Source organism: Gordonia prachuapensis, assembly GCF_036350515.1.
Lineage (GTDB): Bacteria > Actinomycetota > Actinomycetes > Mycobacteriales > Mycobacteriaceae > Gordonia > Gordonia prachuapensis.
The window spans coordinates 1-22088 of the sequence record NZ_JAZDUE010000027.1; the positions used below are offsets into that span (position 1 = coordinate 1).

General features: G+C 67.8%; 23 protein-coding genes. 13 read left to right on the top strand and 10 right to left on the bottom strand.

All coding sequences use genetic code 11. The features are described from left to right. Window positions 1-180: 180 nt before the first annotated feature. A complete protein-coding gene (locus V1Y59_RS22745; protein ID WP_330507313.1) occupies window positions 181-450 on the bottom strand; it encodes a DUF7218 family protein in 270 nt (89 codons plus the stop codon). 164 nt (window positions 451-614) lie between these two features. Here V1Y59_RS22745 and V1Y59_RS22750 point away from each other — a divergent pair, with 164 nt between their 5' ends. The 6 genes from V1Y59_RS22750 (at window position 615) to V1Y59_RS22775 (ending at window position 6405) form a co-directional block, all read left to right on the top strand. Beyond that, window positions 615-1067, top strand: a complete 453-nt coding sequence (locus V1Y59_RS22750) for a Rho termination factor N-terminal domain-containing protein (RefSeq protein ID WP_330507314.1) — start codon at window positions 615-617, stop codon at window positions 1065-1067. Window positions 1068-1211: 144 nt separating this feature from the next. Further along, the gene (locus V1Y59_RS22755) at window positions 1212-2450 is read left to right on the top strand and encodes a helix-turn-helix transcriptional regulator (protein WP_330507347.1); all 1239 of its coding nucleotides are present in this window, start codon (window positions 1212-1214) and stop codon (window positions 2448-2450) included. A gap of 171 nt (window positions 2451-2621) precedes the next feature. Beyond that, a complete protein-coding gene (locus V1Y59_RS22760) occupies window positions 2622-3710 on the top strand; it encodes an S-(hydroxymethyl)mycothiol dehydrogenase (protein ID WP_330507315.1) in 1089 nt (362 codons plus the stop codon). A 2-nt stretch (window positions 3711-3712) separates the two neighbouring features. Then, window positions 3713-4339: an MBL fold metallo-hydrolase gene (locus V1Y59_RS22765; protein ID WP_431309278.1), complete on the top strand. Its 627-nt coding sequence runs from the start codon at window positions 3713-3715 to the stop codon at window positions 4337-4339. A 68-nt stretch (window positions 4340-4407) separates the two neighbouring features. Next, window positions 4408-4860 (top strand): DoxX family protein, encoded by a 453-nt coding sequence (locus tag V1Y59_RS22770; protein WP_330507316.1) that lies wholly within the window; start codon window positions 4408-4410, stop codon window positions 4858-4860. Between the two features lie 24 nt (window positions 4861-4884). Then, window positions 4885-6405, top strand: a complete 1521-nt coding sequence (locus tag V1Y59_RS22775; RefSeq protein ID WP_330507317.1) for an ATP-dependent DNA ligase — start codon at window positions 4885-4887, stop codon at window positions 6403-6405. A gap of 128 nt (window positions 6406-6533) precedes the next feature. On the opposite strand, the gene V1Y59_RS22780 is transcribed toward V1Y59_RS22775, so the two are convergent. From V1Y59_RS22780 to V1Y59_RS22810, 7 genes are all read right to left on the bottom strand, one after another. Then, window positions 6534-7304 carry an anti-sigma factor gene (locus tag V1Y59_RS22780; protein ID WP_330507318.1) on the bottom strand — a complete coding sequence of 257 codons (771 nt, stop codon included), beginning with the start codon at window positions 7302-7304 and terminating at the stop codon, window positions 6534-6536. After that, the gene (gene sigK / locus V1Y59_RS22785; RefSeq protein ID WP_431309279.1) at window positions 7297-7968 is read right to left on the bottom strand and encodes an ECF RNA polymerase sigma factor SigK; all 672 of its coding nucleotides are present in this window, start codon (window positions 7966-7968) and stop codon (window positions 7297-7299) included. Before sigK ends, V1Y59_RS22780 begins: the two co-directional genes overlap by 8 nt. Further along, a complete protein-coding gene (locus V1Y59_RS22790) occupies window positions 7965-8786 on the bottom strand; it encodes a DUF1295 domain-containing protein (RefSeq protein ID WP_330507350.1) in 822 nt (273 codons plus the stop codon). Before V1Y59_RS22790 ends, sigK begins: the two co-directional genes overlap by 4 nt. After that, window positions 8786-10126: a class I SAM-dependent methyltransferase gene (locus tag V1Y59_RS22795; RefSeq protein WP_330507319.1), complete on the bottom strand. Its 1341-nt coding sequence runs from the start codon at window positions 10124-10126 to the stop codon at window positions 8786-8788. The genes V1Y59_RS22790 and V1Y59_RS22795 overlap by 1 nt, the downstream gene beginning before the upstream one ends. Continuing rightward, window positions 10107-10934, bottom strand: a complete 828-nt coding sequence (locus V1Y59_RS22800) for a DUF1365 domain-containing protein (RefSeq protein WP_330507320.1) — start codon at window positions 10932-10934, stop codon at window positions 10107-10109. Before V1Y59_RS22800 ends, V1Y59_RS22795 begins: the two co-directional genes overlap by 20 nt. 29 nt (window positions 10935-10963) lie before the next feature. Beyond that, window positions 10964-12277 (bottom strand): NAD(P)/FAD-dependent oxidoreductase, encoded by a 1314-nt coding sequence (locus V1Y59_RS22805; RefSeq protein ID WP_330507321.1) that lies wholly within the window; start codon window positions 12275-12277, stop codon window positions 10964-10966. 86 nt (window positions 12278-12363) lie between these two features. Further along, window positions 12364-12783 carry a YccF domain-containing protein gene (locus V1Y59_RS22810; protein WP_330433400.1) on the bottom strand — a complete coding sequence of 140 codons (420 nt, stop codon included), beginning with the start codon at window positions 12781-12783 and terminating at the stop codon, window positions 12364-12366. Between the two features lie 62 nt (window positions 12784-12845). On the opposite strand from V1Y59_RS22810, the gene V1Y59_RS22815 reads away from it, so the two are divergent. Next, window positions 12846-13091, top strand: a complete 246-nt coding sequence (locus V1Y59_RS22815; protein WP_330507322.1) for a hypothetical protein — start codon at window positions 12846-12848, stop codon at window positions 13089-13091. A 21-nt stretch (window positions 13092-13112) separates the two neighbouring features. Here the strand turns inward: V1Y59_RS22815 and V1Y59_RS22820 are convergent, their stop codons facing one another. Beyond that, window positions 13113-13691, bottom strand: coding sequence for a TIGR03086 family metal-binding protein (locus tag V1Y59_RS22820; protein WP_330507323.1), 579 nt, complete (start codon window positions 13689-13691; stop codon window positions 13113-13115). 37 nt (window positions 13692-13728) lie between these two features. Between V1Y59_RS22820 and V1Y59_RS22825 the strand changes: the two genes are divergently transcribed. Further along, window positions 13729-14574 carry a helix-turn-helix domain-containing protein gene (locus V1Y59_RS22825; protein WP_330507324.1) on the top strand — a complete coding sequence of 282 codons (846 nt, stop codon included), beginning with the start codon at window positions 13729-13731 and terminating at the stop codon, window positions 14572-14574. Between the two features lie 108 nt (window positions 14575-14682). Next, window positions 14683-15948: a GAF domain-containing protein gene (locus V1Y59_RS22830; RefSeq protein WP_330507325.1), complete on the top strand. Its 1266-nt coding sequence runs from the start codon at window positions 14683-14685 to the stop codon at window positions 15946-15948. 3 nt (window positions 15949-15951) lie between these two features. On the opposite strand, the gene V1Y59_RS22835 is transcribed toward V1Y59_RS22830, so the two are convergent. After that, a complete protein-coding gene (locus V1Y59_RS22835; protein ID WP_330507326.1) occupies window positions 15952-16554 on the bottom strand; it encodes a class I SAM-dependent methyltransferase in 603 nt (200 codons plus the stop codon). Between the two features lie 44 nt (window positions 16555-16598). Between V1Y59_RS22835 and dinB the strand changes: the two genes are divergently transcribed. The 4 genes from dinB to V1Y59_RS22855 all read left to right on the top strand — a co-directional run bounded on the left by dinB (window position 16599) and on the right by V1Y59_RS22855 (window position 22071). After that, window positions 16599-17807 (top strand): DNA polymerase IV, encoded by a 1209-nt coding sequence (gene dinB, locus V1Y59_RS22840; protein ID WP_330507327.1) that lies wholly within the window; start codon window positions 16599-16601, stop codon window positions 17805-17807. Window positions 17808-18225: 418 nt separating this feature from the next. Further along, window positions 18226-19704, top strand: coding sequence for a CitMHS family transporter (locus V1Y59_RS22845; RefSeq protein ID WP_330507328.1), 1479 nt, complete (start codon window positions 18226-18228; stop codon window positions 19702-19704). 34 nt (window positions 19705-19738) lie between these two features. Further along, entirely contained in the window at window positions 19739-21391 is a 1653-nt protein-coding gene (locus V1Y59_RS22850; RefSeq protein ID WP_330507329.1) for a sensor histidine kinase, read from the top strand. Next, window positions 21388-22071, top strand: coding sequence for a response regulator (locus V1Y59_RS22855; protein ID WP_330507330.1), 684 nt, complete (start codon window positions 21388-21390; stop codon window positions 22069-22071). The genes V1Y59_RS22850 and V1Y59_RS22855 overlap by 4 nt, the downstream gene beginning before the upstream one ends. Window positions 22072-22088: the final 17 nt, after the last annotated feature.

Below are 22088 nucleotides of genomic sequence, written 5' to 3' on the forward strand. Positions count from 1 at the left end.
CACCAACCCCACGCCCTTCATCTGGCACAAAACCGCAGACGAAATCCTGCAACGCCTCGCCGGCTACTGCGCCGCGATCAACGAGAACAACAATTAAACGACGAATCTACCTGACAGGACACTAGCGCCTCGCTCCTCAGGGGCCGGGGGTTGCCCACGGAGCGGGGTGGTCACCGCTGATCAGTGGTTGCGCAATTTCTCGATCAGCTCGTCCTTGTTCATGTCCGAGTATCCGGTGATGTCGAGCTCCTTTGCGCGGTCCTGTAATTCGTCGACGGTCCAGTCCTCGTACGACGGTGAACTCCCGCCCTTGGAACCGACTTCGGAGCGCGACTCGTTTGCCGCGGCGTTCGCGATGCGGGCCGACTTCTCCTTCGAATTGCCTTCGTCGCGGAGCTTTTCGTAGAGCTCGTCGTCCTTGACCGACGGGCCGGGATCACGTTCTGGCATCGGTGTACCTCCTGTTTCGATGTGGCGAACTGTTTCGATGTCGCGAACGGCGGGTACCCACTTTCACTTGACCCTATGCCGACCCGCGGCGGAGACCAGCCCTAAAGTGCAACTTCCCCGTTAGGGTTTGCTTAAGGACCGGCAACGACGCAGAGGAGAGTGAGATGGGCAAGAAGAAGACGATCAAGCGCCTCGAGAAAGAGGTCGACCGCCTGAAGGCTGAACTCGACAAGACCGAGACCAGCGCGAAGAAGAAGCTCAAAAAGGTCGAGAAGAACGCTGCCGCACTGCAGGACAGGGTCGTGGAGCTGATCAAGCAGCGCGACGCGAAGCGGGTACCAGACGAGAAACCATCGAGCGCTGCGGGCGGATCGACTTCCGCCACAACATCGTCGACGCGTGCGGCGAGCTCATCGACATCGACTGCGCGGAAAACTGCACCGGCGAAGAAGTCGCCCGCGAAGAAGGCGCCCCAGAAGTCGACTCCCCAGAAGGCGGCCGGCACCAGCGTCACCGCATCGAAGACGGTGGTGCAGCTACGGTCCGAGGCCAAGGCGAAAGGCATCAAGGGTTACTCGACGATGAACAAGGCGCAGCTGGTCCATGCCCTGAGCTGATCCGTGTGGCCTGCCGTCCGCAGGTGAGCCGGTCGGTTCCGCGGCGATCGATAGGCTTGGGCTGTGATCGATCATCCGACCGTGCCGGGGACAGCCGGGAGCGGTGTCGCCGCCGGGACCGGCGATGCTGCACGGTGGCAGCAGCTGCGTGCGGTGATCGACGGACCGCTACCGGAGATCGCGCAGCGTTTCTCCCGTTTCCTCGCTGCGGATTGGCCCCACCAGGCGCTGATCGTCTTCACCCGCGAATGCACCGGAAGGCCGCGCAAAGTGGCCGGGGACCCCGCGATCGTCGACCGCGTCACCATCGACGAACTCGACGCGATCAAGGAAGAGGTCTCGTCCGGCGACGTCCTCAGCACCTCGGCGGTCGTCGGTGGCGAGGTGCGGCCCATCCACACGGTGCGCGACGCGACCGACACCCTCCTGGTGATCATCGCGAAGCCGGTCCGAAGCGTGCCGACCGCGCCGGCGCCGGCGGCGGGTGAGCTGCTCCGGGCATGGTTCGCCATCGTCGCGACATCGATCCGCCAGCAGGTCGCGCAGGCCAGCCCGGACTACCTCGCCGAATCCCGCGCGGCGTCCAGCGAGCGTGCCCGCACGATCGCCCAGCTCACCCAGAGTCACGAGGACTCGCTCACCTCGATTCTCGGTGCGCTGCGAGCCCGCGACCTCGACGATCGGACAGCGCGTGCCCGGGCGGCGGAGACCGCGTCGGCGGCACTCATCGCGCTGCGCACTGTCGGCGACGCGGATCGCCGACTGGCCACCGAAGAACTCGGCGTCGCGTTCGAGCGGCTGCAGGCCGAATTGACTCCCGTCGTCGAACAGCTGCACGCCGATGTCGAGTACGTGGGACCCGCGGGACGTGGCCGCACCCTGCCCGGCGAGATCGCGCATGCGGCTCGGGCGATTGTGCGTGCGGCCGTGGTCGCGTTCGGATCGCCCCGCGGCGTCTCGCGGATGCGCGTCGCCTGGGAGTGCGTCACGAACGACCTCGTCGTCGACGTACGCGACCAGGGGCCGGGCGAACTCGACGGCGATGCACTCGTCCGGCAGCTCACCGGGCGACTCCGGACACTTGGTGGTGAGCTCGACGTGGAAACAGTTCCGGGATGGGGGTGTCGCGTGTCGGCGCGGATTCCGCTCGAGGTGTCGTCGGAACGCCCGGCCGAGGACGTTCTGTCCACGCTCAATCCCCGGGAACTCGAAGTGCTGGGGCATCTGGCGCTCGGTCGGCGGAACAAGTCGATCGCGACCGAACTCGGTGTCAGCGAGAGCACCGTCAAGTTCCATGTGACGGCGATTTTGCAGAAGCTGCAGGTGTCCAACCGTGGCGAGGCGGGCCTGTTGGCCGCCCGCGCGGGGATCGCCGCAGAGTGAACCGACCGACCTGTACCTTCGGCTAGGTAGAACCATCCATTCGGATGGATGCATGTGTTGTCGGACGGCACAAGACTGAGACGGGTATCGGACTGTCGACGTCCGCACGGTGTCAGCTGCGCAACGTCGTCAGATCCACCAGCAATCACCGAGAGGATCGAGAAAACCGATATGTCGCAGACAGTCAAGGGAGTCATCTCACGGAGCAAGGGCGCGCCGACCGAATTGGTCGACGTGGTGATTCCCGATCCCGGGCCCCGGGATGTGGTGGTGTCGATCAAGGCCTGCGGCGTGTGCCACACCGACCTCGCCTACAAACAGGGCGGCATCAACGACGAGTATCCGTTCCTGCTGGGCCACGAGGCCGCCGGGACGGTCGAGTCGGTGGGCTCCGACGTCACCCATGTCGAGGTCGGCGACTTCGTGGTGCTGAACTGGCGCGCGGTGTGCGGCCAGTGTCGTGCCTGTAAGCGGGGGCGGCCGTGGTACTGCTTCGACACGTTCAACGCGAGTGTCCCGATGACCCTCGATGACGGCACCGAGCTGACCCCGGCGCTGGGCATCGGCGCGTTCGCGGAGAAGACGCTCATCCACGAATTGCAGTGCACCAAGGTCAATCCCGAGACCGATCCCGCGGTCGCGGGTCTGCTGGGCTGCGGCGTGATGGCCGGCATCGGTGCCGCGATGAACACCGGCGACGTCGGGCGCGGTGACTCGGTGGCGGTGATCGGTTGCGGCGGTGTCGGCGATGCGGCGATCGCGGGTGCCAAGCTCGCGGGCGCGACGACGATCATCGCGATCGACCGTGACCCGGCAAAACTGGAGTGGGCCAAGGATCTCGGCGCCACCCACACCATCAACGGGGCCGAGGTCGACGACGTCGTCACCGCGGTGCAGGACCTGACCGACGGCAACGGCGCCGATGTCGTCGTCGACGCGGTGGGCCGGCCGGAGACCTACGAGCAGGCCTTCTACGCCCGCGACCTCGCCGGAGTGGTGGTCCTCGTCGGTGTGCCGACGCCGGAGATGCGGTTGGAGATGCCGCTGCTGGACTTCTTCTCGCGCGGCGGGGCGCTCAAATCGTCGTGGTACGGCGACTGCCTGCCGGAACGTGACTTCCCGATGCTCATCGATCTGTTCGAACAGGGCCGACTCCCGCTGGACAAGTTCGTCACCGAACGGGTCGGCATCACCGATGTCGAGGCGGCGTTCTCTGCGATGGAGGCCGGCAAGGTGCTGCGTTCGGTGGTGGAGCTGTAATCATGGCGCTGAACATCGACAACGTCGTCACGTCCGGACAATTCTCCCTCGACGGCGGAACGTGGGACGTCGACAACAACATCTGGATCGTCGGCGACGATTCCGAGGTCGTCATCATCGATGCCGCCCACTCGGCGAAGCCCATCCTCGATGCGGTCGGTGACCGCACGGTGAAGGCGATCGTGCTCACCCACGGGCACAACGACCACGTCACCGTCGCACCGGAGCTGTCGGAGGCCACGGGTGCACCGATCCTCCTGCACCCCGGTGACGACATGCTGTGGAACGACACCCATCCCGACGTCGCGCACGCCGATCTCGAGGACGGTCAGCAGATCGACGTCGCGGGAACCGCACTCACCATCATCAACACACCCGGTCACTCGCCCGGGTCGTCGGTGATCCACGCCCCGGAGGCGAAAGTCCTGTTCTCCGGTGACACCCTGTTCCAGGGTGGGCCGGGTGCGACGGGCCGTTCATACTCGAGTTTCCCGACGATCATCGCGTCGATCCAGGAGAAGATCTTCTCGCTCGATCCGGAGACGAAGGTGTACACCGGCCACGGGGACGGCACCACGGTGGGTACCGAATCGCCTCATCTGGAGGAGTGGATCAAGCGGGGCAGTTGACCTATGGCATGGATCACAACATGCGGGTGAGTATGGACGCGAAGTGGGTCAGCTGATTGAGTTAGGTAATGCTTACCTTCCTCGAAAGTAAATCGCCGTATGCCATCGGTGCCTTCCGGATCGTCGTGGGCTTTCTGTTCTTCTGCCATGGCACGTCGACTCTGTTCGCCTGGCCGGTGGCCCCGTACAGCGGGGCCACCGCCGACTTCGCGGCGTGGCCATCCTGGTGGGCCGGCGCGATCCAGTTCATCGGCGGCTTGATGATCATGATCGGACTCCAGACCAGGATCGCGGCCTTCATCGGGTCGGGGTCGATGGCGGTGGCGTACTTCTGGAAGCATCAGCCGGATGGACTGACGCCCATACAGAACGACGGCGACGCTGCTGCCCTGTTCTGCTGGTCGCTGCTTCTGCTGGTGTTCATCGGCTCCGGGAAGTTCGCGCTCGATTCGGTGATCGGCAAGGCTCGGTCGGCACAGTCGACTCGGACGGAAGATCGGGTGGCCGAACCCGTTTCGTGACAGTCGCGGGTAACGTCGGGGGAGATGGAACTGTCCCGCGTCGTCGACACATCGACGGCCGTCGCCGCCACCCGGTCGCGTAAGGCGAAGACCGCCGAACTCCGGTCGCTGCTCGATGCCGCTGCGGCCGAGGAGATCCCGACGGTGGTCGCGTGGCTCAGCGGTGTGATCCCGCAGGGACGTCTCGGTATCGGATGGCGGTCCCTGTCCGCCCTGGCGCCGACGCCGGCCGGCGAGGCCTCGTTGACCGTCGACGCCGTCGACGAGGCCTTCACGGGACTCGCCGGTGCGCATGGTCCGGGTTCGGTGACGCTACGGCAGCAACTGCTCGGTGATCTGTTCGGTGCCGCCACCGAATCCGAGCAGGGTTTCCTGCGTCGGCTGATGACGGGTGAACTGCGGCAAGGCGCATTGGCCGGGGTGATGGTCGACGCCATCGCCTCGGCCTCCGGGCAGCCCCTCGACCTCGTCCGTCGCGCGCACATGCTCACCGGGTCGCTACCGGAGACGGCCTCACTCGCGGTCCATGGCGGTGCCGATGCGCTCGCCGACGTCGGACTCCGAGTGGGCCGGGCCGTGGCTCCGATGTTGGCGACACCGGCCGAGTCGCTCGCTGACGCGGTGACGACATTGGGGCCGGATCTGGTGGTGGACTTCAAACTCGACGGCGCGCGGGTGCAGGTGCATCGCCGCGACGATGACGTATCGGTCTACACGCGCAGTCTCCGCGACATCACCTCAGCGGTACCCGACCTCGTCGCGGTGGTCCGCGAATTACCCTGTCGGACCGTCATCCTCGACGGCGAGACCCTCACCCTCGACGCTGACGGGCGGCCGCGTCCGTTTCAGGACACCATGAGTCGCTTCGGATCCGCGGGTGAGCTCGACGACGATCCGTCGGGTCTGCTGCGTCCCTTCTTCTTCGACTGCCTGCATCTCGACGGCGTCGACCTCATCGACCGGCCATTGCGCGAGCGGTTGAATGCGTTGACGTCGTTGGCGCCAGAATTGCGGATACCGTCGGTCGTCAACCCGACCGTCGAACAAGCCGAACAGCACCTCGACGCGGCGCTCGCCGCCGGTCACGAAGGCGTCATGGTCAAGTCGCTCGACGGACCGTATGCGGCCGGCCGTCGCGGAAAGGCGTGGCAGAAGGTCAAACCCGTGCACACCTTCGACCTTGTGGTGCTCGGCGCGGAGTGGGGCTCGGGTCGCCGCACCGGTTTCCTGTCCAACCTGCACCTCGGCGCCCGTGACCCCGACGGCGGACCGCCGATCATGGTGGGCAAGACGTTCAAAGGCCTCACCGACAAGTTGCTGCAGTGGCAGACCGACGAGTTCCCCCGACACGAGAGCCACCGTGACTCGTACACGGTGTACCTGCACCCCAGGATCGTGGTGGAGATCGAACTCGATGGGGTACAACGCAGTTCCCGCTATCCCGGCGGGGTGGCGCTGCGGTTCGCACGGGTGGTGCGATACCGGCCCGACAAGACGGCTGGCGAGGCGGATTCGATCGAGACGATTCGAGGGTTGTTGCCGTAGAGGGCCCTTCGTGACGCTCGCTCGTTCCTCGCGAGCTCCTCAGGGACCGGGGATCTCGATACGCCCTCGCCTAGCGGCTCGGGCTACTCGATCAGCGGTAGGGGAGCCGGCTCGGAGGGACCGGGTTGTCAGCTGAATGGGAGTTCGGCGACGAACGGGCCGGTGGGTGCGGTGGATCCGCCGGGGGGCTCCACTGTGAACGCGAGGGCGGTCGCATCCCCGAGCCCCTCGATGACGGCGGTGGTCGACGGGGCGACGTCCTCGTCGGTCATGGTGCCGGCCGACGTCTCGCCGGTCGGCCCCACGAGCCACATCTGATACACGGTTCCGGGCTGCGGCGGTGGGACGTCGTTCATGACGAGAACCCCGGCGTCGGCGGACGGCGAGTACGTCACCGTCGCACGTCCGGTTGCCACATCGCCGGACGTCGAGCGCACGTCGCCGGCGGCGAACACCTGCTCGGCGGTCGGGGTCGGGGCGTCGTCGGAGCTGGACGCGACTCCGATGACCCAGCCGATCGCACCGATCGCCACCGCGACGACGGCGGCGGCCGCCGCGTAGAGGATGCGACGCCGACGCTGGAGTGGGATCACAGTCGCCGACGGCGACTCGGCAGGTGACTCGGGTGCGGGAGGGACCGGTGTCTCGTCGGTGGGTGCTGCGGCCTCGGCGCGCGCCGCGGCGAGTACGCGGTCACGCAGCGTCTGCGGCGGTGCCATCGCGGTCACATGGCTGACATTCGCCATCGCCTCGCGGGTTGCCGTCACCTCGCGGTGGAAAGCGTCCCGAACCTCGAGGGAGGCGGAGTCGAGCCGCTGGGTCACCTCGTCGAGCTCGGTGCCGTGCACGGCGTCGAGTCCGACGGCCGGCGCGAGATCGAGGAGTTCGTCGTCAGACATGACGATCCCCCAGACACTGACGTAGCCGCTTCAATCCGTCACGGATACGCGACTTCACGGTCGGCAACGCCACCGTGAGACGTTCGGCGACCTCCCGGTAGGACAGGCCGTGATAGTAGGCGAGGTCCACCGACTGACGTTGCACCTCGCTGAGCGTGTCGAGGCAGCCGACGACCTCACGGGTGACCTCGCGAGATTCCACCGCCTCGGTCACCTCGTCGAATGTCGACCGCATGCTCTCGAGTCCGTAGGTGACGTCGCGGCGGGATGCGGCCGATTCTGAGCGGACCCGGTCCACCGCGCGGCGATGGGCCAGCGTGATCAGCCACGACAGCGCACTGCCGGCCTTCGGATCGAACGCCTGCGCCGAGCGCCAGACCTGCAGGAACACCTCCTGCGTGGTCTCTTCGCTGAAGCCGGGATCACGCAAGACCCGCAGCACCATCCCGTAGACACGGTCGCTGGTCAGGTCGTAGAAGCGTGCAAAGGCCTCGGAGTCGCCGGTCGCGATCCGATCGAGCAGAGCCGGCAGCGCGGCCACCTCGGATGCGGGATCTGCGGTCACCGCGAGCACTCGGTCGTCATCGTCGATCAGCCTAACCGGCGGGCGCCCGGCCCTCAACGACTTGGGCTCGCGCACGCGTCCCGGCGCGAGCAGCATCATGGCGTCGACGCCTTCTTCGACCGCGGGGGCAGCGGCAGGAAGTAGGAGGTGCGTTGCTGATACTCGGGGTAACCGGGCCGCTTGCTCATGGACTCCTCGAGCAGGCGGGCGCCGGTGGCGTAGACGAGGAAGTACGTCATCGCGACGGGCGACAACACGGTCAGCACCCCGGGCCAGCTGCTGGCCGCGATGAGCCAGATGCCCCACCAGATGCTGGAGTCACCGAAGTAGTTCGGATGCCTCGTCCACGACCACAAGCCGCGGTCCATGATCTTCCCCTTGTTGGCGGGGTCCGCCTTGAACCGACGCAACTGGGCGTCCCCGATCGCTTCGAAGGCGAATCCCAGCACCCACAGCGCGATCCCGGCGACCAGAACGATCCACCAGAGACCGGTGGTGGCGTCGGACACCGCCGACACCTGAATCGGCAGCGACACGAACCACTGCGAGATGCCCTGGGTACCAAAGATCTTGCGTGCCACGGTGACCAGATCGGACCCGCCGGACCGTTCCAGCAACTCCGTGTAGCGGGGGTCCTCGCCCTTGCCTGCCGACTTCTGGTACATATGCCAGCTCAACCGCAATCCCCACACGGTGACGATGACGGCGAACAGCCACCGGCGAGTGGCATCACCGGGACCCAGGATCAGTGCGAGCCAGGCGATCCCGACGAACCCGAGTCCCCACGCCACGTCGACCACGTTGTAGCGGCCGATGCGATGCCCGATCGCCATCGTCACGCCGTGCAGTACGACGAGGAACAGCAGGGAGGAAACCGCGATGACCGCGAACGCCGCCCACGCAGACGTGCCGGACATCATCGCCGGTCACCGTCCTCGAGGTCGTCGCGGGTGAAGACCAACTGGTGGACGTCCAGATACCCAGCCCGGAAACCCGCCTCGGAGTAGGCGAGGTAGAACTCCCACATCCGGCGGAAGGTGTTGTCGAATCCCAGCGCGGCGACGTCGTCGCGGCGTGCGGTGAACCGTTCGCGCCACAACCGCAGCGTCTCGGCGTAGTGCGCACCCATCGCCCGCCGTTCGGTCATCCGCAGCGATGTCCGGCGGCGGGTCACCGCATCGAGCGCCTTCAAGGACGTCAGCTGGCCGCCGGGGAAGATGTACTTGTGCACCCAGGTGTAGGTGCTGCGCGAGGCGACCATCCGGTCATGGGGCATCGTGATCGCCTGGATGGCGACCCGCCCGCCGGGTGCCAGCACGCGATCGATGGTCTGGAAGTACACCGGCCAGTACTTCTCGCCGACGGCCTCGATCATCTCCACCGACACGACCGCGTCGTAGGTTCCCTCGACCTGGCGGTAGTCGCACAGATCGATCTGCACCCGGTCGGCGAAACCAGCCTGCGCCACCCGCTCACGGGCCAGCGTCTGCTGCTCCGACGACAGGGTGACCGACCGGACCGTCGCACCGCGTGCCGCGGCGCGCAGGCACAACTCGCCCCAGCCGGTACCGATCTCGAGTAGTCGCGTGCCAGGACCGACGCCTGCGGCATCGAGCAGGCGGTCGACCTTGCGGCGCTGCGCGTCCGCCAGATCCGACCAGGGCGCCCGCGTGCCGGGCTGGAGGTCGGCGAAGAGCGCGCTCGAGTAGGTCATCGTCTCGTCGAGGAACACCGCGAACAGGTCATTCGACAGGTCGTAGTGCCGAGCGATGTTGCGTCGCGTATTCGACGTCGAGTTGTCCTCCGACGACGGGTGTTTCGGCAGAGCAACATGGCGTAGTGCCTGCAGCGGGCGGGGCACCAGTCGGGCGACCCGGGTGGCGAACGGGGTCAGTACGCCGACCAGGTCGTCCGTGGTCCAGTCGCCGGCCATGTAGGACTCACCGAACCCGATGAGGCCGCCTGCGCCGATCCGGCGCGCGAAATCTTCCGGGTGCCGGACGATCATGCGTGGCAGCACACGGTCGCCATGATGGCCGACCACCTTTCCGTCCGGGAACTCGACCCGGACATCGACACCGCGGAGGGCGTGACGGAACAGGCGGGCCGCTGCAGCACTGCGGATGGCGGCGGACCGGCCGCGTGGCGGCTGCGCGACGTCAGGCCAGCGCTCGGCCTCCGCGGGTGTCAGGACCGGGGTGGTGTCGTCGTGGTCGTCGGCGGGATGGCCGGAGATGTCACGAAGCGGAACGTTCATCGTCGTCCTTCCGGGAGTCTGTGGCGGATGCCGAGCATCCGGCGATGGTGAGGGAATTACGGTGCTCGGGTCGGGTGACGACCGGAAGTCGCTTGAACCACAACCGGATTCCGTGCATCCGAATGCGCGCGGACACGACCAGCGGGGCGAGGGGAGCGGCGAGCTGGGTGCGGATGATCGCAGCCGTGGTGGCCGGTCGAGCGCGGCCGGAGACCGATGCGGTGAACGGGTCCTGGCCGTCACGTTCGAGAGTGACCGACACGGCCACCGCGCCGTCGGCCGAAGGTGGCGGCACGTGGAGACGGTAGGTGCCGTCCACCTCGTTGAACGGCGACACGTAGAACTCCTTGGGCACCACCGCATCACCGCGGGCATCCGGGATCACCACGTAGCAGTGGCGTTCGCCGTAGGTGTTGTGCACCTCGGCGACCACGCAGGACAGCGACCCGCCCGAGTCGTGGCACCAGAACACGCTGAGCGGGTTGAACACATGGCCCGCGACACGCGGCGACAGGAGTGCGACGACGCGGCCGGATGGTGCGTCGACCCCGGCGGCCGCGAGCTGGTCGTCGAGCCGACTGCGCAGCGTGTCATGAGGGTGTACCGCCTGTGGAAAGTGGTCGGCCGCACGGAACCTCGCGAACGGTCGCAGTGGCAGCGGCACCCGCGCCGGGTGGTCGACGTCGATCAGCCAGGATGCGCTGCGGTGGGTGAAGGCGTGCCGGACGGGCGAGGTGCGGACATGCCGGATGCGGGTGTGCACCACTGCCGGGACGGCGACGTCGTCGCGGCCGGTCGGCGTGGTCATGCGCCGAAGAGTGGTGGACGGTGTGCCGGTCATACCGCCACCTCGTGTGGGACGGCCGGTTCGGTGGCCGGCCACGCGACACCCAGGTGCTGCGCGGCCCGAGCCCCGGCGAGTGCGCCGTCCTCGTGGAATCCCCAACCGTGGTAGGCGCCGGCGAAGACGATCCGGTCGGTGTTGGCGTCCGGTAGTAGTGCCTGTGCCGCAACGGATTCAGTGGTGTATACGGGATGCTCGTAGGTCATCTCGTCGATGATGGAACTCGGGTCGACCAGGTCGGTGCGGCCCATGGTCACGAGCATCCGAGGGTGCTCGGTGGACAGTCGCATCAGCCGGGTGAGGTCGTAGGTGACGGCGACATCGGAACCGTCGGTACGGATCTGGTAGTTCCACGATGCCCGGGCGCGCCGTGCGCGCGGCAGCAGGGAGGTGTCGGTGTGTAGCACCGCGTGTTTCGCCGAGTACGAAATGTCTGACAGTGCGCGCGATTGTGCGGGGGTGGGATCGGTGAGCATGGTGAGCGCCTGGTGCGGGTGGGTCGCGATGACGGCCGCGTCGAAGGTTTCGCTGCCCGCAGTGCCGGTCGTGATCTGCACGCCTGCGTCGCCGGGGGTGACGGCCCGCACCGGGGAGGCGCGGCGGATCGATCCGCCGGAGCCGACCACGCGGTCGGCGATCTTCTCCACGTAGCGGGCCGAACCGCCCACCACCGTCCGCCAGGTCGGCGAACCGAACACCGACAGCATCCCGTGGTGCTCGAGGAAGGTGAAGAGGTATCGCGCCGGATAGTCGGCGGCGCGGTCGGCGTCACAGGACCACACGGCGGCCACCAGCGGCAGGAGGAAGTTGTCGACGAAATACCGGGAGAAACGTTCCCGGGCGACGAACTCCGACAACGGTTCGTCGGAGTCGGGGGTGTCGAGCAGTCGGCGGGCGCTGCGGTGGAAGCGGGTCACCTCGCGCAGCATCCAGAGGTAGCGGCCGCGGGTGAGATTGCGGGCGGTGGGGAACAGTCCGCCGACTCCGAGCGCGCCTGCGTACTCCAGTCCGTTGACCTCCGAACGCACCGACATCGACATGTCGGTGTCCTGGGTCGCGACATCCAGTTCGTCGAAGATGCGCAGCAGCGTGGGATAGGTGCGGTCGTTGTGGACGATGAAGCCGGTGTCCACGCCGATCACCTGCCCGTCGGGCATCGTCACGTCGTGGGTGTGGGCGTGGCCGCCGAGACGGTCGTCGGCCTCGAACAGGGTCACCGTGTTCTCGGCGGAGAGCAGGTGCGCGGCGGTCAGTCCGGCGACACCGCTGCCGATCACCGCGATCGAACGGGGCGAAGTGTGGCTCATGACCGGTGTTCGGTACCGCACCCCGTTCGGATGGGTCGGCGCGGCTGTGATGTGACGCAGAACCGACCGGTCTGTTCATGGTGTCGTCAATAGGTGGCGCGCTGGACCGGCGCACCGCCGGACACGATGTCCTGATCGGTGGACACGATCTTCGCGCCGAGCGGGAGCAACGACACCGGCACCATCTTGAAGCTGGCGATTCCGAGCGGGATGCCGATGATGGTGATGCACATCGCAAGTCCGGTGACGATGTGTCCGATGGCGAGCCAGATCCCGGCGACGATCAGCCAGATGACGTTGCCGATCAGGGACATCGCGCCCGCCGTCGGCTTGCGGACAACGGTGCGGCCGAACGGCCACAGCGCGTAGTTCGCCATCCGGAACGAGGCGATCCCGAACGGGATGGTGATGATCAGAATGCAGCAGATGATCCCGGCCACCACGTAGCCGATCGCCATCCACAACCCACACAGCAACAGCCAGATCACGTTCAGGATCGTTTTCATTCCGCCATTGTCCGCCACTGTCGGCACGGCGTCGAGCACTCCGCAGCCGTTACCCTGTCGCCATGGCCGACCGGGGACGCGAAGTGGTGTGGGCGGTGCTGACCACCCTCGTCCTCGTGGTCCGCATGTTGGCGACGATCGCCCTCGTGCTGCTCGCGATCGGTTGGGCGGTCGTCTCCGTCCGTGACTCGATGGACAACGACTTCCTGTGGCCGGCACTGATCACCGGTGCGGTGCTGCTGGTGAGCACCTCCCTGTACAGCCTGTTGCGGGCCCGCTATCCGCGGCGCAACGGGTGGATTCCCTAGGGATTCACGACCAGCTGCCGGTCACGCCGACCGGCCGAGCTTGGCCAGCAGTCGCGTCTGCCGGTCCGCATCGGCGGGGACCTCGACGCCGGACTTGCACACGCCTTCTCCGTAGAGCGCCGGGCCGAATCCGTCGGCGGCGGTCTCCATCAGCGACAGTTCGTCGTCGGTGAACCGGACGTCGTTGCCGACGGCGGTCGCCACATCCCACCGGTGCGCCACCATGTCGAAGCCGTAGAACCGCATGAGGGTCTCGCCGACGGTGGTGGGTCCGAAGTGGCCGTCGAAGGGCGTGGCGACGACCGCGGGATCGGCGAGTCGGTCGGTGACGACGTCGGCGTGTGTCCGCCACGCGGCGGCCGGGTCGTCGAGACCGGGTCGGGGACCGAGGTCTACCCCGTGTGTCGTGAAGAATTCGCGCTGGGTGTCGATGACGTGGGCGACGACGTCGCGTGCGGTCCAGCCGTCACACGGGGATGGCGCCGACCAGCGGTCGGCCGGTGCTGCGTCGAGGACGGTGCCGAAGCCGCCGGCCAACGAGCGGTACCGATCGTTCACGTCGGTGTTCATAGCGGGTGCGGTGTCAGATGAAGTGGTCATGATGGAAACGTAGCGAGACCGACCGGAGCGGGGATTGATGAAATCCGACAGATCAACCGGGCAAGCAGGCGACCGGCTCGACGACGTGGAACGGGCCCACCTCGTCGATCCGGCCGACACGTCGTTCGCCATCGGCCGGTGGGCGCCGACCCCCGACCTGACCGACCTGATCCGGCGGTTCTGGGTGCCGGTGTGGTCGGTTCCGGCGGGTGCCGAGGCTCCCCAGCGGGTGCTGCAGTACCCGGTGTGTCTCGTGGTGGTGACCGCCGACTATGCGCGGTTCTACGGTGTGGTCACCGGGCTGTCGGAGACGATCTTGACGGGGCGGGGCTGGGCGATCGGCACCATGCTCGCGCCGGCGGCAGGCGGTCTGATCACCGGCGGCCCGGTCGCCGACTGGACCGACCGTTTCGGGACCTTGCCGGAGGTGGCGGGTACCGCGGGTGCCGTACTCACCGAGCACATCCGGGCGGTCATGTCGGCCGATCCGCTCGACGAGTCGAATCAGCGCGCGGCGACCGACCTGGTGGAGACGTGGATGCGCGGATACCTGCCCGTCGATGACGACGGAAGGCTGGTCAACGGCATCGTCGAGTTCGTCGAGAGCGACCCGTCGGTGACGTCGGTGACGCAGATCTGCGATCGATTCCACGTCACCGAACGAACCCTGCAGCGCCTCACCCACCGGCGTCTCGGCCTCACCCCGAAGTGGCTGATCCAGCGGCGGCGGCTGCAGGAGGCCGCCGGGCGTCTGCGGTCGGCCGACACCACGCTCGCGCTGATCGCCGCCGAACTGGGCTACGCCGACGAGGCACATCTGGTGCGCGACTTCCGGACGGTCACCGGGATGACCCCTGGCCAGTTCGCGGCGCGATTCGCGTAGCGGTAGAAGCGGCGCGCTAGGGTTGCTGGACGGGGGTCGTGTTGCTCCGATCACACCAGGCGCGGCACGCACACGTACCGGGCACATGAGTCACACGACGGAGGACCGATGAGCGATATCGTGTCGTCGTCCTCGCGTGTTCGGCAGGCCTATGAGGATTTCCTGTCCGGCGTCACCCCGCCGGGGGATTCCGTCCGGTCGCTGGTGCGGGACTCCTGGGCACGGTCGCTCGAACGAGGCGTCGACCCCGGTGTCGCGGTGCCCGACGCCGTGTCGATGACCGCGACCGAGTTCGCCGAGTACCGCGCCGCGCATCCCATCACCGCCGTCCGCCCGCTGGTGCAGTCGCTCATGCTCGACGACATCGCGGACACCGGTGTGGTGGTCGCGCTCACCGATCAGGTGGGTCGGCTGCTCTGGGTGGAGGGGGCCACCGCGGCGCGCGACAAGGCCGCCGACATCAACTTCGTCGAGGGCTCGATGTGGAGCGAGGACGTCGTCGGGACGAACGCTCCGGGGCTGGCGCTCGCCGTCGACCGCGGCGTGCAGGTGGTGGGGCCGGAGCATTTCGCCGGACCGGTGCAGCAGTGGAGTTGTGCCGCGGCCCCGGTGCACGATCCGACGACCGGCCACGTCATCGGCGTGGTCGATGTGACCGGTGGGCGTGAGGTCGCCGCTCCGTTCGCGCTGGCCGCGGTCCGGTCGGTGGTGGCCGCAGTGGAGCGGGAATTGCGTTCTCGTGCAGTTGATCTGAGTGATCCGTTGACGTTCTCCAGGTCCGTGGACGCGCAGCTGTCCGTGCTGGGTGGCTCGTCGTACACCTGGCGTCGGGCGGGCGACTCGGCTCGTGGTCTCTCGCGACGTCACGCCGAGATCCTGCTGCTCCTGGAGGCCTATCCCGAGGGTCTCAACACCGAACAACTGGCCCTGCTGCTCGCCGAAGACGGGATCGACCCGGTCACCGTGCGAGCCGAGATCTCCCGGCTGCGAAGGGACCTGGGTACCGACGTGGTTGCGTCTCGTCCGTATCGGCTGACCGTGCAGATGTCTTCCGATGTGTCCGAACTGCGGAAGCAGGTGGGGGCGGGGTCCGAGTTGACGGCTGCTGTCGACGTTCTGGGGCGCGGCGGGTTGCTGGCCGAGTCGTCGGCGCCGGGGGTGGTGGAGTTGTTCGAGGAGATCCGGGAGGATCTCCGGTCGCGCATCATCGCCGACGGTGACGTCGCGGCGCTGCGCAAGTGGACGTCGTCGGCGCATGGCCGAGACGACCTGGTCGCGTGGCGCCGGCTCGAACACCGGCTGCCGTCCGGCGATCCGGACCGGGCCGTAGTCGGCGGCCGTATTCGCCTGCTGGACAAGCGGTACGGGGTATAGCGCTCAGGCGTCGCGCTGGGCGTGCAGCACCACGTCGTGTGTGTGGGCGCCGCCGCCCGCGGCCACACCGCGTTCGCGGGTCTCGTCGGTGAGCACCGTCCAGCCGCCGCCGAGCAGCGCCGCGACGTCGGCGGGCTGGAAGTAGTCGTCCGGGTTGCGACCATGTGCCCGGATGCCCTCGGCCTCATGGGACACGACGAGCAGCCGTCCGCCCGGCCCGACCGCGTCGAGGATGCGGCGCATCGTGGCCTCGTCGGACCGAGGCACCGGGAAGTACTGCAACGACACCAGCCCGAAGTCGCGGCCCGGGATCGCGTCGGTGGTGAGGTCGGCCTGTAGCCAGGTGGTCGACTCGCGCGGGTCCATCTCACGGGCGCGGTCGATGGCCACCTGCGAGATGTCGATCGCGAGCACCTGCCATCCGCGGTCGGCGAGCCAGCGGGCGTCGGCGCCTTCGCCGGAGCCGACGTCGAGGGCGGTGCCGGGCGCGACGTCGGAGATCTCTGCGATCAACGCCGGGTTGACGTCCGCGGTCCACAGACGATCGGAACTGCTGTAGCGCTCGTCCCACTCGGCCGCGCCGTCAAAATCTGTGTGCTCACCCATGCCTTCGACCGTACTTGTCGGAGGTCCATGCGAACATATGTTCTATGCGCATCGAGCGTAAGGAGAGGTCGGAGGCGACGATCCTGCATGCCGACCTGGACTCCTTCTATGCGTCGGTGGAGCAGCGCGACGATCCCCGGCTGCGCGGTCGGCCGGTCATCGTCGGCGGCGGAGTGGTGCTCGCGGCCAGCTACGAAGCGAAGGCGCGCGGCGTGCGCACTCCGATGCCCGGCCGGGAAGCTCGGGCGTTGTGCCCCGATGCCATCGAGGTGCGGCCCCGTTTCGACGCCTACATGGAGGCCAGCCGGGCGGTGTTCGAGATCTTCGACGACATCACGCCCGTCGTCGAGGGCATCTCCGTCGACGAGGCATTCATGGACGTCGGCGGGCTCGGCCGGATCAGTGGGTCGCCGGTCCAGATAGGCGCACGCCTGCGGCAGCGGGTCGCCACCGAGGTGGGGTTGCCCATCACGGTCGGCATCGCCCGCACCAAGTTCCTCGCCAAGGTCGCCAGTGCGGTCGCCAAGCCCGACGGGCTGCTGGAAGTGGCGCCCGGTACCGAGATCGACTTCCTGCATCCGTTGCCGGTGCGGCGGCTGTGGGGAGTCGGCGCCGTCACGGAGGCCAAGCTCGCCGACGCGGGCATCCGCACGGTCGGGGACCTCGCGTCGTTCGGTGAACACTCCCTGTGCGGCCTGCTCGGCGGCGGTTCCGGCCGCCATCTGTACGCGCTGTCGATGGCCCGTGACCCGCGGCGGGTGGAGACCGGACGTCGGCGTCGATCGATCGGATCGCAGCGTGCCCTGGGCCGTCGTCCGAAGAACGAGGCCGACATCGAGGCGACGCTGGTCGCGATCGTCGAACGTCTCGGCAAGCGTTTGCGTGGCGCCGAACGCGTGTGCCGGACCGTGGTTCTGCGGCTGAGGTTCGACGACTTCAGCCGTGCCACCCGGTCGCGGTCGTTCCTCGAACCGACCGACCGCACCGACATCGTCATGGCCGTGGCCCGCGGTCTGCTCGACGACGCGATGCCGCTGATCCGGGACCAGGGGTGCACGCTCATCGGGTTGTCGCTCACCAACCTCGACGACCGCGACAGCGTGCAGCTGAGCCTGCCGTTCGAATCCGACCACGCCGCCGACCTCGACATCGCGATGGACGCACTGCGCAACCGTTTCGGTCGCGACGCGGTGACCAGGGCGGTCCTCGTCGGCCGCCACCATGGAGACGACGCGCCGATGCTGCCGGACTGACCCGCCCCAACCGCTGATCGAGATCTCGCACGGTGCAGGGGATCTCGATACGCGGAAATGGGTCCGGGCTTCCTCTTTCGGTGATCGAGTAGGTGACGAGCGGCAGCGAGGAGCCGTATCGAGATCTGGTGCGGTGTAGGGGATCTCGATACGCGTTCTCGCTGGCGCTCGCCCGCTACTCGATCAGCGGTTATGGGTGCGGGCTTTCCCTTTTCGGTGATCGAGTAGGTGACGAGCGGCAGCGAGGAGCCGTATCGAGATCACGTGGGGGACACCCCCTGCGCAAAACGCGCAAAAGGCGACTTATGAGCACAACAGTGACTGTGACGCCGGTTACCCGAAGACTGCCTCTGTAACGGCCGATACGCCCCGACTGCGGCGCACCCCGGGCCGTCCCCCACGCAGAAAGAGCACGGCAATGTTGGTAGCACTCGGCCTCGGAATGGTGGCCACCTTCATGTTCCTGATCATCACGAAACGGGCGACACCGGTGGTCGCCCTCATCCTAGTGCCGGTGGCGTTCGGTCTGTTCGCGGGCGCCGGTCTCGACATCAGCGACATGATCATCGACGGCGTCGAAGACCTCGCCCCGACCGCGGCGATGCTGTTCTTCGCGATCATCTTCTTCGGGATCATGATCGACGTCGGCCTCTTCGACCCGATCATCCGGGTCATCGTGCGCGCGGTGGGCAAGGACCCGGCCCGGCTGGTCGTCGGTACCGCAGTGCTCGCGATGCTGATCTCCCTCGACGGCGACGGCTCGACGACGTTCATCGTCACCACCGCCGCGATGCTGCCGCTGTACCTGAAACTCGGTGTGAGCCCGGTTGTCCTGACCGTCGTCGCCGGCCTCGCCAACGGCACCATGAACATCCTGCCGTGGGGCGGCCCCACCGCCCGCGCGGCCAGCGCACTCGGCCTCGACACCAACTCGGTCTTCCTGCCGATGGTTCCGGCGCTCGCCGCGGGCCTGGTGGTGGTCCTGCTGTTCGCCTTCCACCTCGGTGTGCTGGAACGTCGCCGCATCGGACAGATCGAGATCAAGGAATCGTTGCTGATGCCCCGCGACGAGGTGTTGGTGGCGGCCGGCGGATCGGGCACCGACGTCCCGCCCCGCAGCCGCCGCTTCGGCGGGAGCTCCTCGGCCACAGGCGGTTCCGCCGACGGGCCCGATAACTCCGGTCCGTCCACGCGCGACCTCCCGGCCGCCGGCGACGCCAACGACGACGACCCGGCCACCTCCGCATTCACCGGCATCCTCGACCCGAATCGGAAAACACTGCGGCCCAAACTGTTCTGGGTGAACGCCGGCCTGACCATCGGCCTGCTGGCCGTCCTCGGCCTCGACATCGTCTCCATCCCGGTGCTGTTCATGATCGCCGCCGGAATCGCGTTGGCCGTCAACTTCCCGCACCTCAAGGATCAGCAGGAGGCCATCACCCGGCACTCGTCGAGCATCGTCTCCGTGGTGGCGATGGTGCTCGCGGCGGCGGTCCTGACCGGCGTGTTCAGCGGCACCGGCATGGTCGACGCCATCGCCCAATGGCTGGCCTCCGGCATCCCCGACTGGATGGGCCCGCACATGGCCGTGGTCATCGGAGTCCTGTCGATCCCGCTGACCTTCCTGATGAGCAACGACGCCTTCTACTTCGGTGTGCTGCCGGTGCTGTCGGAGACCGCGACCCGCTACGGCATCGATCCCGCCGAGATGGCCCGGGCATCCATCACCGGACAGCCGTTCCACATGCAGAGCCCGCTGGTCCCGGCGATCCTGCTGCTCGTCGCGCTGGCCGGGGTCGGACTGGCCGATCACCACAAGAAGGTGCTGTGGCGGGCGGCCGCCGTCTCGCTGGTGATGCTGGGTGTCGGCTGTCTGATCGGCGCGATCCCGTTCTGATCTGACGCACCGCACCGGCGAATAGGCTGACCGTATGCGCTTGCGAACGCAGGTACTCCTCCTGCAACTCGCGGTCATCGCGGTCAGCCTCGCCGTCGGATTCGGGCTGGTGATCTCCGGCGCCGACGACCGCGTCCGCGACGAATACGCGCAGCGTGCGCTCGCCATCGCACAATCCGTGGCCGCGGACGCGACGGTCGTCGACGAGGTGGCGGCCCGGCAGGGCAGTGGCCTCGATCCGGCCGAGCTCGTGGCCGGGCCACTCCAGGCCGAGGCGAACGCGGTCCGCGACCGCACCGGCGCCTTGTTCGTGGTCATCGGCGACACGGCCGGACTCCGCCTGGCGCATCCCGAAGACGACCAGCTAGGCGACCCGGTGTCGACCGATCCGTCCGCCGCGTTGGCCGGCGCGGAGGAGGTCACCACCGACCGCGGCACGCTGGGGGAATCGGTGCGGGCCAAGGTCCCGGTGGTCGACGACGGGCAGGTCGTCGGATTCGTCAGCGTCGGGGTATCCACCGAACGTCTGGCCACCGAGACACGCCGCGACGTCGTCGCGACGGGCATCATCGCGGCAGCCGCACTGGGGGTCGGTGCGCTCGGCTCGGTGCTGCTTGCCCGCCGCTGGCGGCGGCTGACGCTTGGTCTGGAACCCGACGAGCTCACCGAACTGGTGCGTGAGCAGGGCGCGGTGCTGCACTCGATCGCCGACGGTGTGCTCGCGGTCGACAGCGACGGTGTCGTGCGGGTCGCCAACGACACCGCCCGCCGCCTCCTCGACCTCTCCGACCCGATCGGCGCCCGCGTCGACGACCTCGATCTCAGCCCGCGTATCCGCGGTGTCCTCGCCCGGCCGACCGCCGATCCGATCGCCGCGGGCATCGGAGAGCGGGTGGTATTGGTCAGCTCGCACACCGTCGAAGCCGACGGCCGCGACCTCGGCATGGTGCTCTCGGTGGTCGACCGCACCGACGTGGAGCGCCTGACCCGTGAGGTCGACTCGATCCGGGCGATGAGTACCGCGCTGCGCGCACACCGCCACGAGACCGCCAACCGCATGCACGTTCTCGCAGGTCTGCTGCGGCGCGGCCACACCGGCGAAGCCCTCGAGTACCTGGACGAACTGGGCGGCGGCGGGCCGAAGGGTGCGCTGCTCGACGGGCTCGACAACATCGGTGAGCCGCATCTGCAGTCGTTCCTCGACGCCAAGGCCGCACACGCGCGCGAACGCGCCACAACACTGACACTCGGGGACCAGACCTGGGTGCAGGGCAGCCTGCGCGACCCGGTTATGGCGACCACCGTTGTGGGTAACCTCGTCGACAATGCCATCGACGCATGTGCCCCCGTCGCCGCCGACCGGACCGACCACGCCGGTCCCGATCGACCCGCGTCCGTCGAGGTCGAAGTGATCACCGACGGTGACGACCTGCTGATCAGCGTCGCCGACTCGGGACCGGGAATCGCGTTCGACGATCCGGACCAGATCTTCGATGAGGGCGTCACCACCAAGTCCGATCCCACCGTGCCCGGCGGACGGGGTATGGGTCTGGCGCTGTCGCGACAACTCGCCCGACGCATCGGTGGGGACATCTGGGTCGCCGACCCGGGAGGCGACGACGCGGGCGCGGTGCTGGTGGCACGCCTGCCCGGGGTGATGGATGTATCGGAAGGTGAGGCACCGTGATCGTCGAGTCGGGGACCGACGAGTTGGGTGTCCTGATCGTCGACGACGACTTCCGGGTCGCCGCACTGCACGCCGGCATCGTCGACGCCGTGCGGGGCTTTCGAGTCCTCGACCGGGCCGGCAGCATCGCGGCGGCTCGTTCGGCGCTGGCCAATCACGGCAGCGACATCGACCTCGTCCTGCTCGACGTGTACCTGCCGGACGGATCCGGCATCGATCTGGTCGGTGAACTGCCGTGTGACACTTTCATCGTCGGCGCCGAAACCGACGCCGGTGCCGTGCGGGCCGCGATGCGTGCCGGTGCGCTGGCCTACATGATCAAACCGTTCGACGACACCGAACTCGCCCGCAGGCTCGCCGGATATGCGCAGTACCGGCGTGTGCTCGCCGCCGACGTCGTCGACCAGCATGCCGTCGATTCGGCGTTGTCGGCGTTGCGATTCGGTGGGCGGGGATCGGATCGGGCGGAGACCGGCTCGCACACCGAGCAGCGCATCCTGGAGCTGTTCTCCGAATCCGAGGGGCCGCTGTTCGCCGATCAGGTGTCGTCGGCGGTCGGGGTGTCACCCGCCACCGCGCGTCGGCACCTCGCACACCTCGTGTCGACGGGACGGCTCGCCATGTCGTTGCAGTACGGCACCACGGGACGACCGAGGCAGGAGTACCGACTATCGGGGTGACACCCGATGCCCGCGTC

What these genes read in the sequence shown, in the direction of transcription:
- V1Y59_RS22820 (WP_330507323.1), bottom strand. Translation starts at nt 13,691, where the DNA reads ATGACCACTTCATCTGACACCGCACCCGCTATGAACACCGACGTGAAC.
- V1Y59_RS22845 (WP_330507328.1), top strand. Translation starts at nt 18,226, where the DNA reads ATGTTGGTAGCACTCGGCCTCGGAATGGTGGCCACCTTCATGTTCCTG.
- V1Y59_RS22805 (WP_330507321.1), bottom strand. Translation starts at nt 12,277, where the DNA reads ATGAGCCACACTTCGCCCCGTTCGATCGCGGTGATCGGCAGCGGTGTC.
- V1Y59_RS22850 (WP_330507329.1), top strand. Translation starts at nt 19,739, where the DNA reads ATGCGCTTGCGAACGCAGGTACTCCTCCTGCAACTCGCGGTCATCGCG.
- V1Y59_RS22800 (WP_330507320.1), bottom strand. Translation starts at nt 10,934, where the DNA reads ATGACCACGCCGACCGGCCGCGACGACGTCGCCGTCCCGGCAGTGGTG.
- V1Y59_RS22790 (WP_330507350.1), bottom strand. Translation starts at nt 8,786, where the DNA reads ATGTCCGGCACGTCTGCGTGGGCGGCGTTCGCGGTCATCGCGGTTTCC.
- V1Y59_RS22775 (WP_330507317.1), top strand. Translation starts at nt 4,885, where the DNA reads ATGGAACTGTCCCGCGTCGTCGACACATCGACGGCCGTCGCCGCCACC.
- V1Y59_RS22835 (WP_330507326.1), bottom strand. Translation starts at nt 16,554, where the DNA reads ATGGGTGAGCACACAGATTTTGACGGCGCGGCCGAGTGGGACGAGCGC.
- V1Y59_RS22795 (WP_330507319.1), bottom strand. Translation starts at nt 10,126, where the DNA reads ATGAACGTTCCGCTTCGTGACATCTCCGGCCATCCCGCCGACGACCAC.
- V1Y59_RS22815 (WP_330507322.1), top strand. Translation starts at nt 12,846, where the DNA reads ATGGCCGACCGGGGACGCGAAGTGGTGTGGGCGGTGCTGACCACCCTC.
- V1Y59_RS22760 (WP_330507315.1), top strand. Translation starts at nt 2,622, where the DNA reads ATGTCGCAGACAGTCAAGGGAGTCATCTCACGGAGCAAGGGCGCGCCG.
- V1Y59_RS22745 (WP_330507313.1), bottom strand. Translation starts at nt 450, where the DNA reads ATGCCAGAACGTGATCCCGGCCCGTCGGTCAAGGACGACGAGCTCTAC.
- dinB (WP_330507327.1), top strand. Translation starts at nt 16,599, where the DNA reads ATGCGCATCGAGCGTAAGGAGAGGTCGGAGGCGACGATCCTGCATGCC.
- V1Y59_RS22765 (WP_431309278.1), top strand. Translation starts at nt 3,713, where the DNA reads ATGGCGCTGAACATCGACAACGTCGTCACGTCCGGACAATTCTCCCTC.
- V1Y59_RS22750 (WP_330507314.1), top strand. Translation starts at nt 615, where the DNA reads ATGGGCAAGAAGAAGACGATCAAGCGCCTCGAGAAAGAGGTCGACCGC.
- V1Y59_RS22810 (WP_330433400.1), bottom strand. Translation starts at nt 12,783, where the DNA reads ATGAAAACGATCCTGAACGTGATCTGGCTGTTGCTGTGTGGGTTGTGG.
- V1Y59_RS22770 (WP_330507316.1), top strand. Translation starts at nt 4,408, where the DNA reads ATGCTTACCTTCCTCGAAAGTAAATCGCCGTATGCCATCGGTGCCTTC.
- V1Y59_RS22830 (WP_330507325.1), top strand. Translation starts at nt 14,683, where the DNA reads ATGAGCGATATCGTGTCGTCGTCCTCGCGTGTTCGGCAGGCCTATGAG.
- V1Y59_RS22780 (WP_330507318.1), bottom strand. Translation starts at nt 7,304, where the DNA reads ATGTCTGACGACGAACTCCTCGATCTCGCGCCGGCCGTCGGACTCGAC.
- V1Y59_RS22825 (WP_330507324.1), top strand. Translation starts at nt 13,729, where the DNA reads ATGAAATCCGACAGATCAACCGGGCAAGCAGGCGACCGGCTCGACGAC.
- sigK (WP_431309279.1), bottom strand. Translation starts at nt 7,968, where the DNA reads ATGATGCTGCTCGCGCCGGGACGCGTGCGCGAGCCCAAGTCGTTGAGG.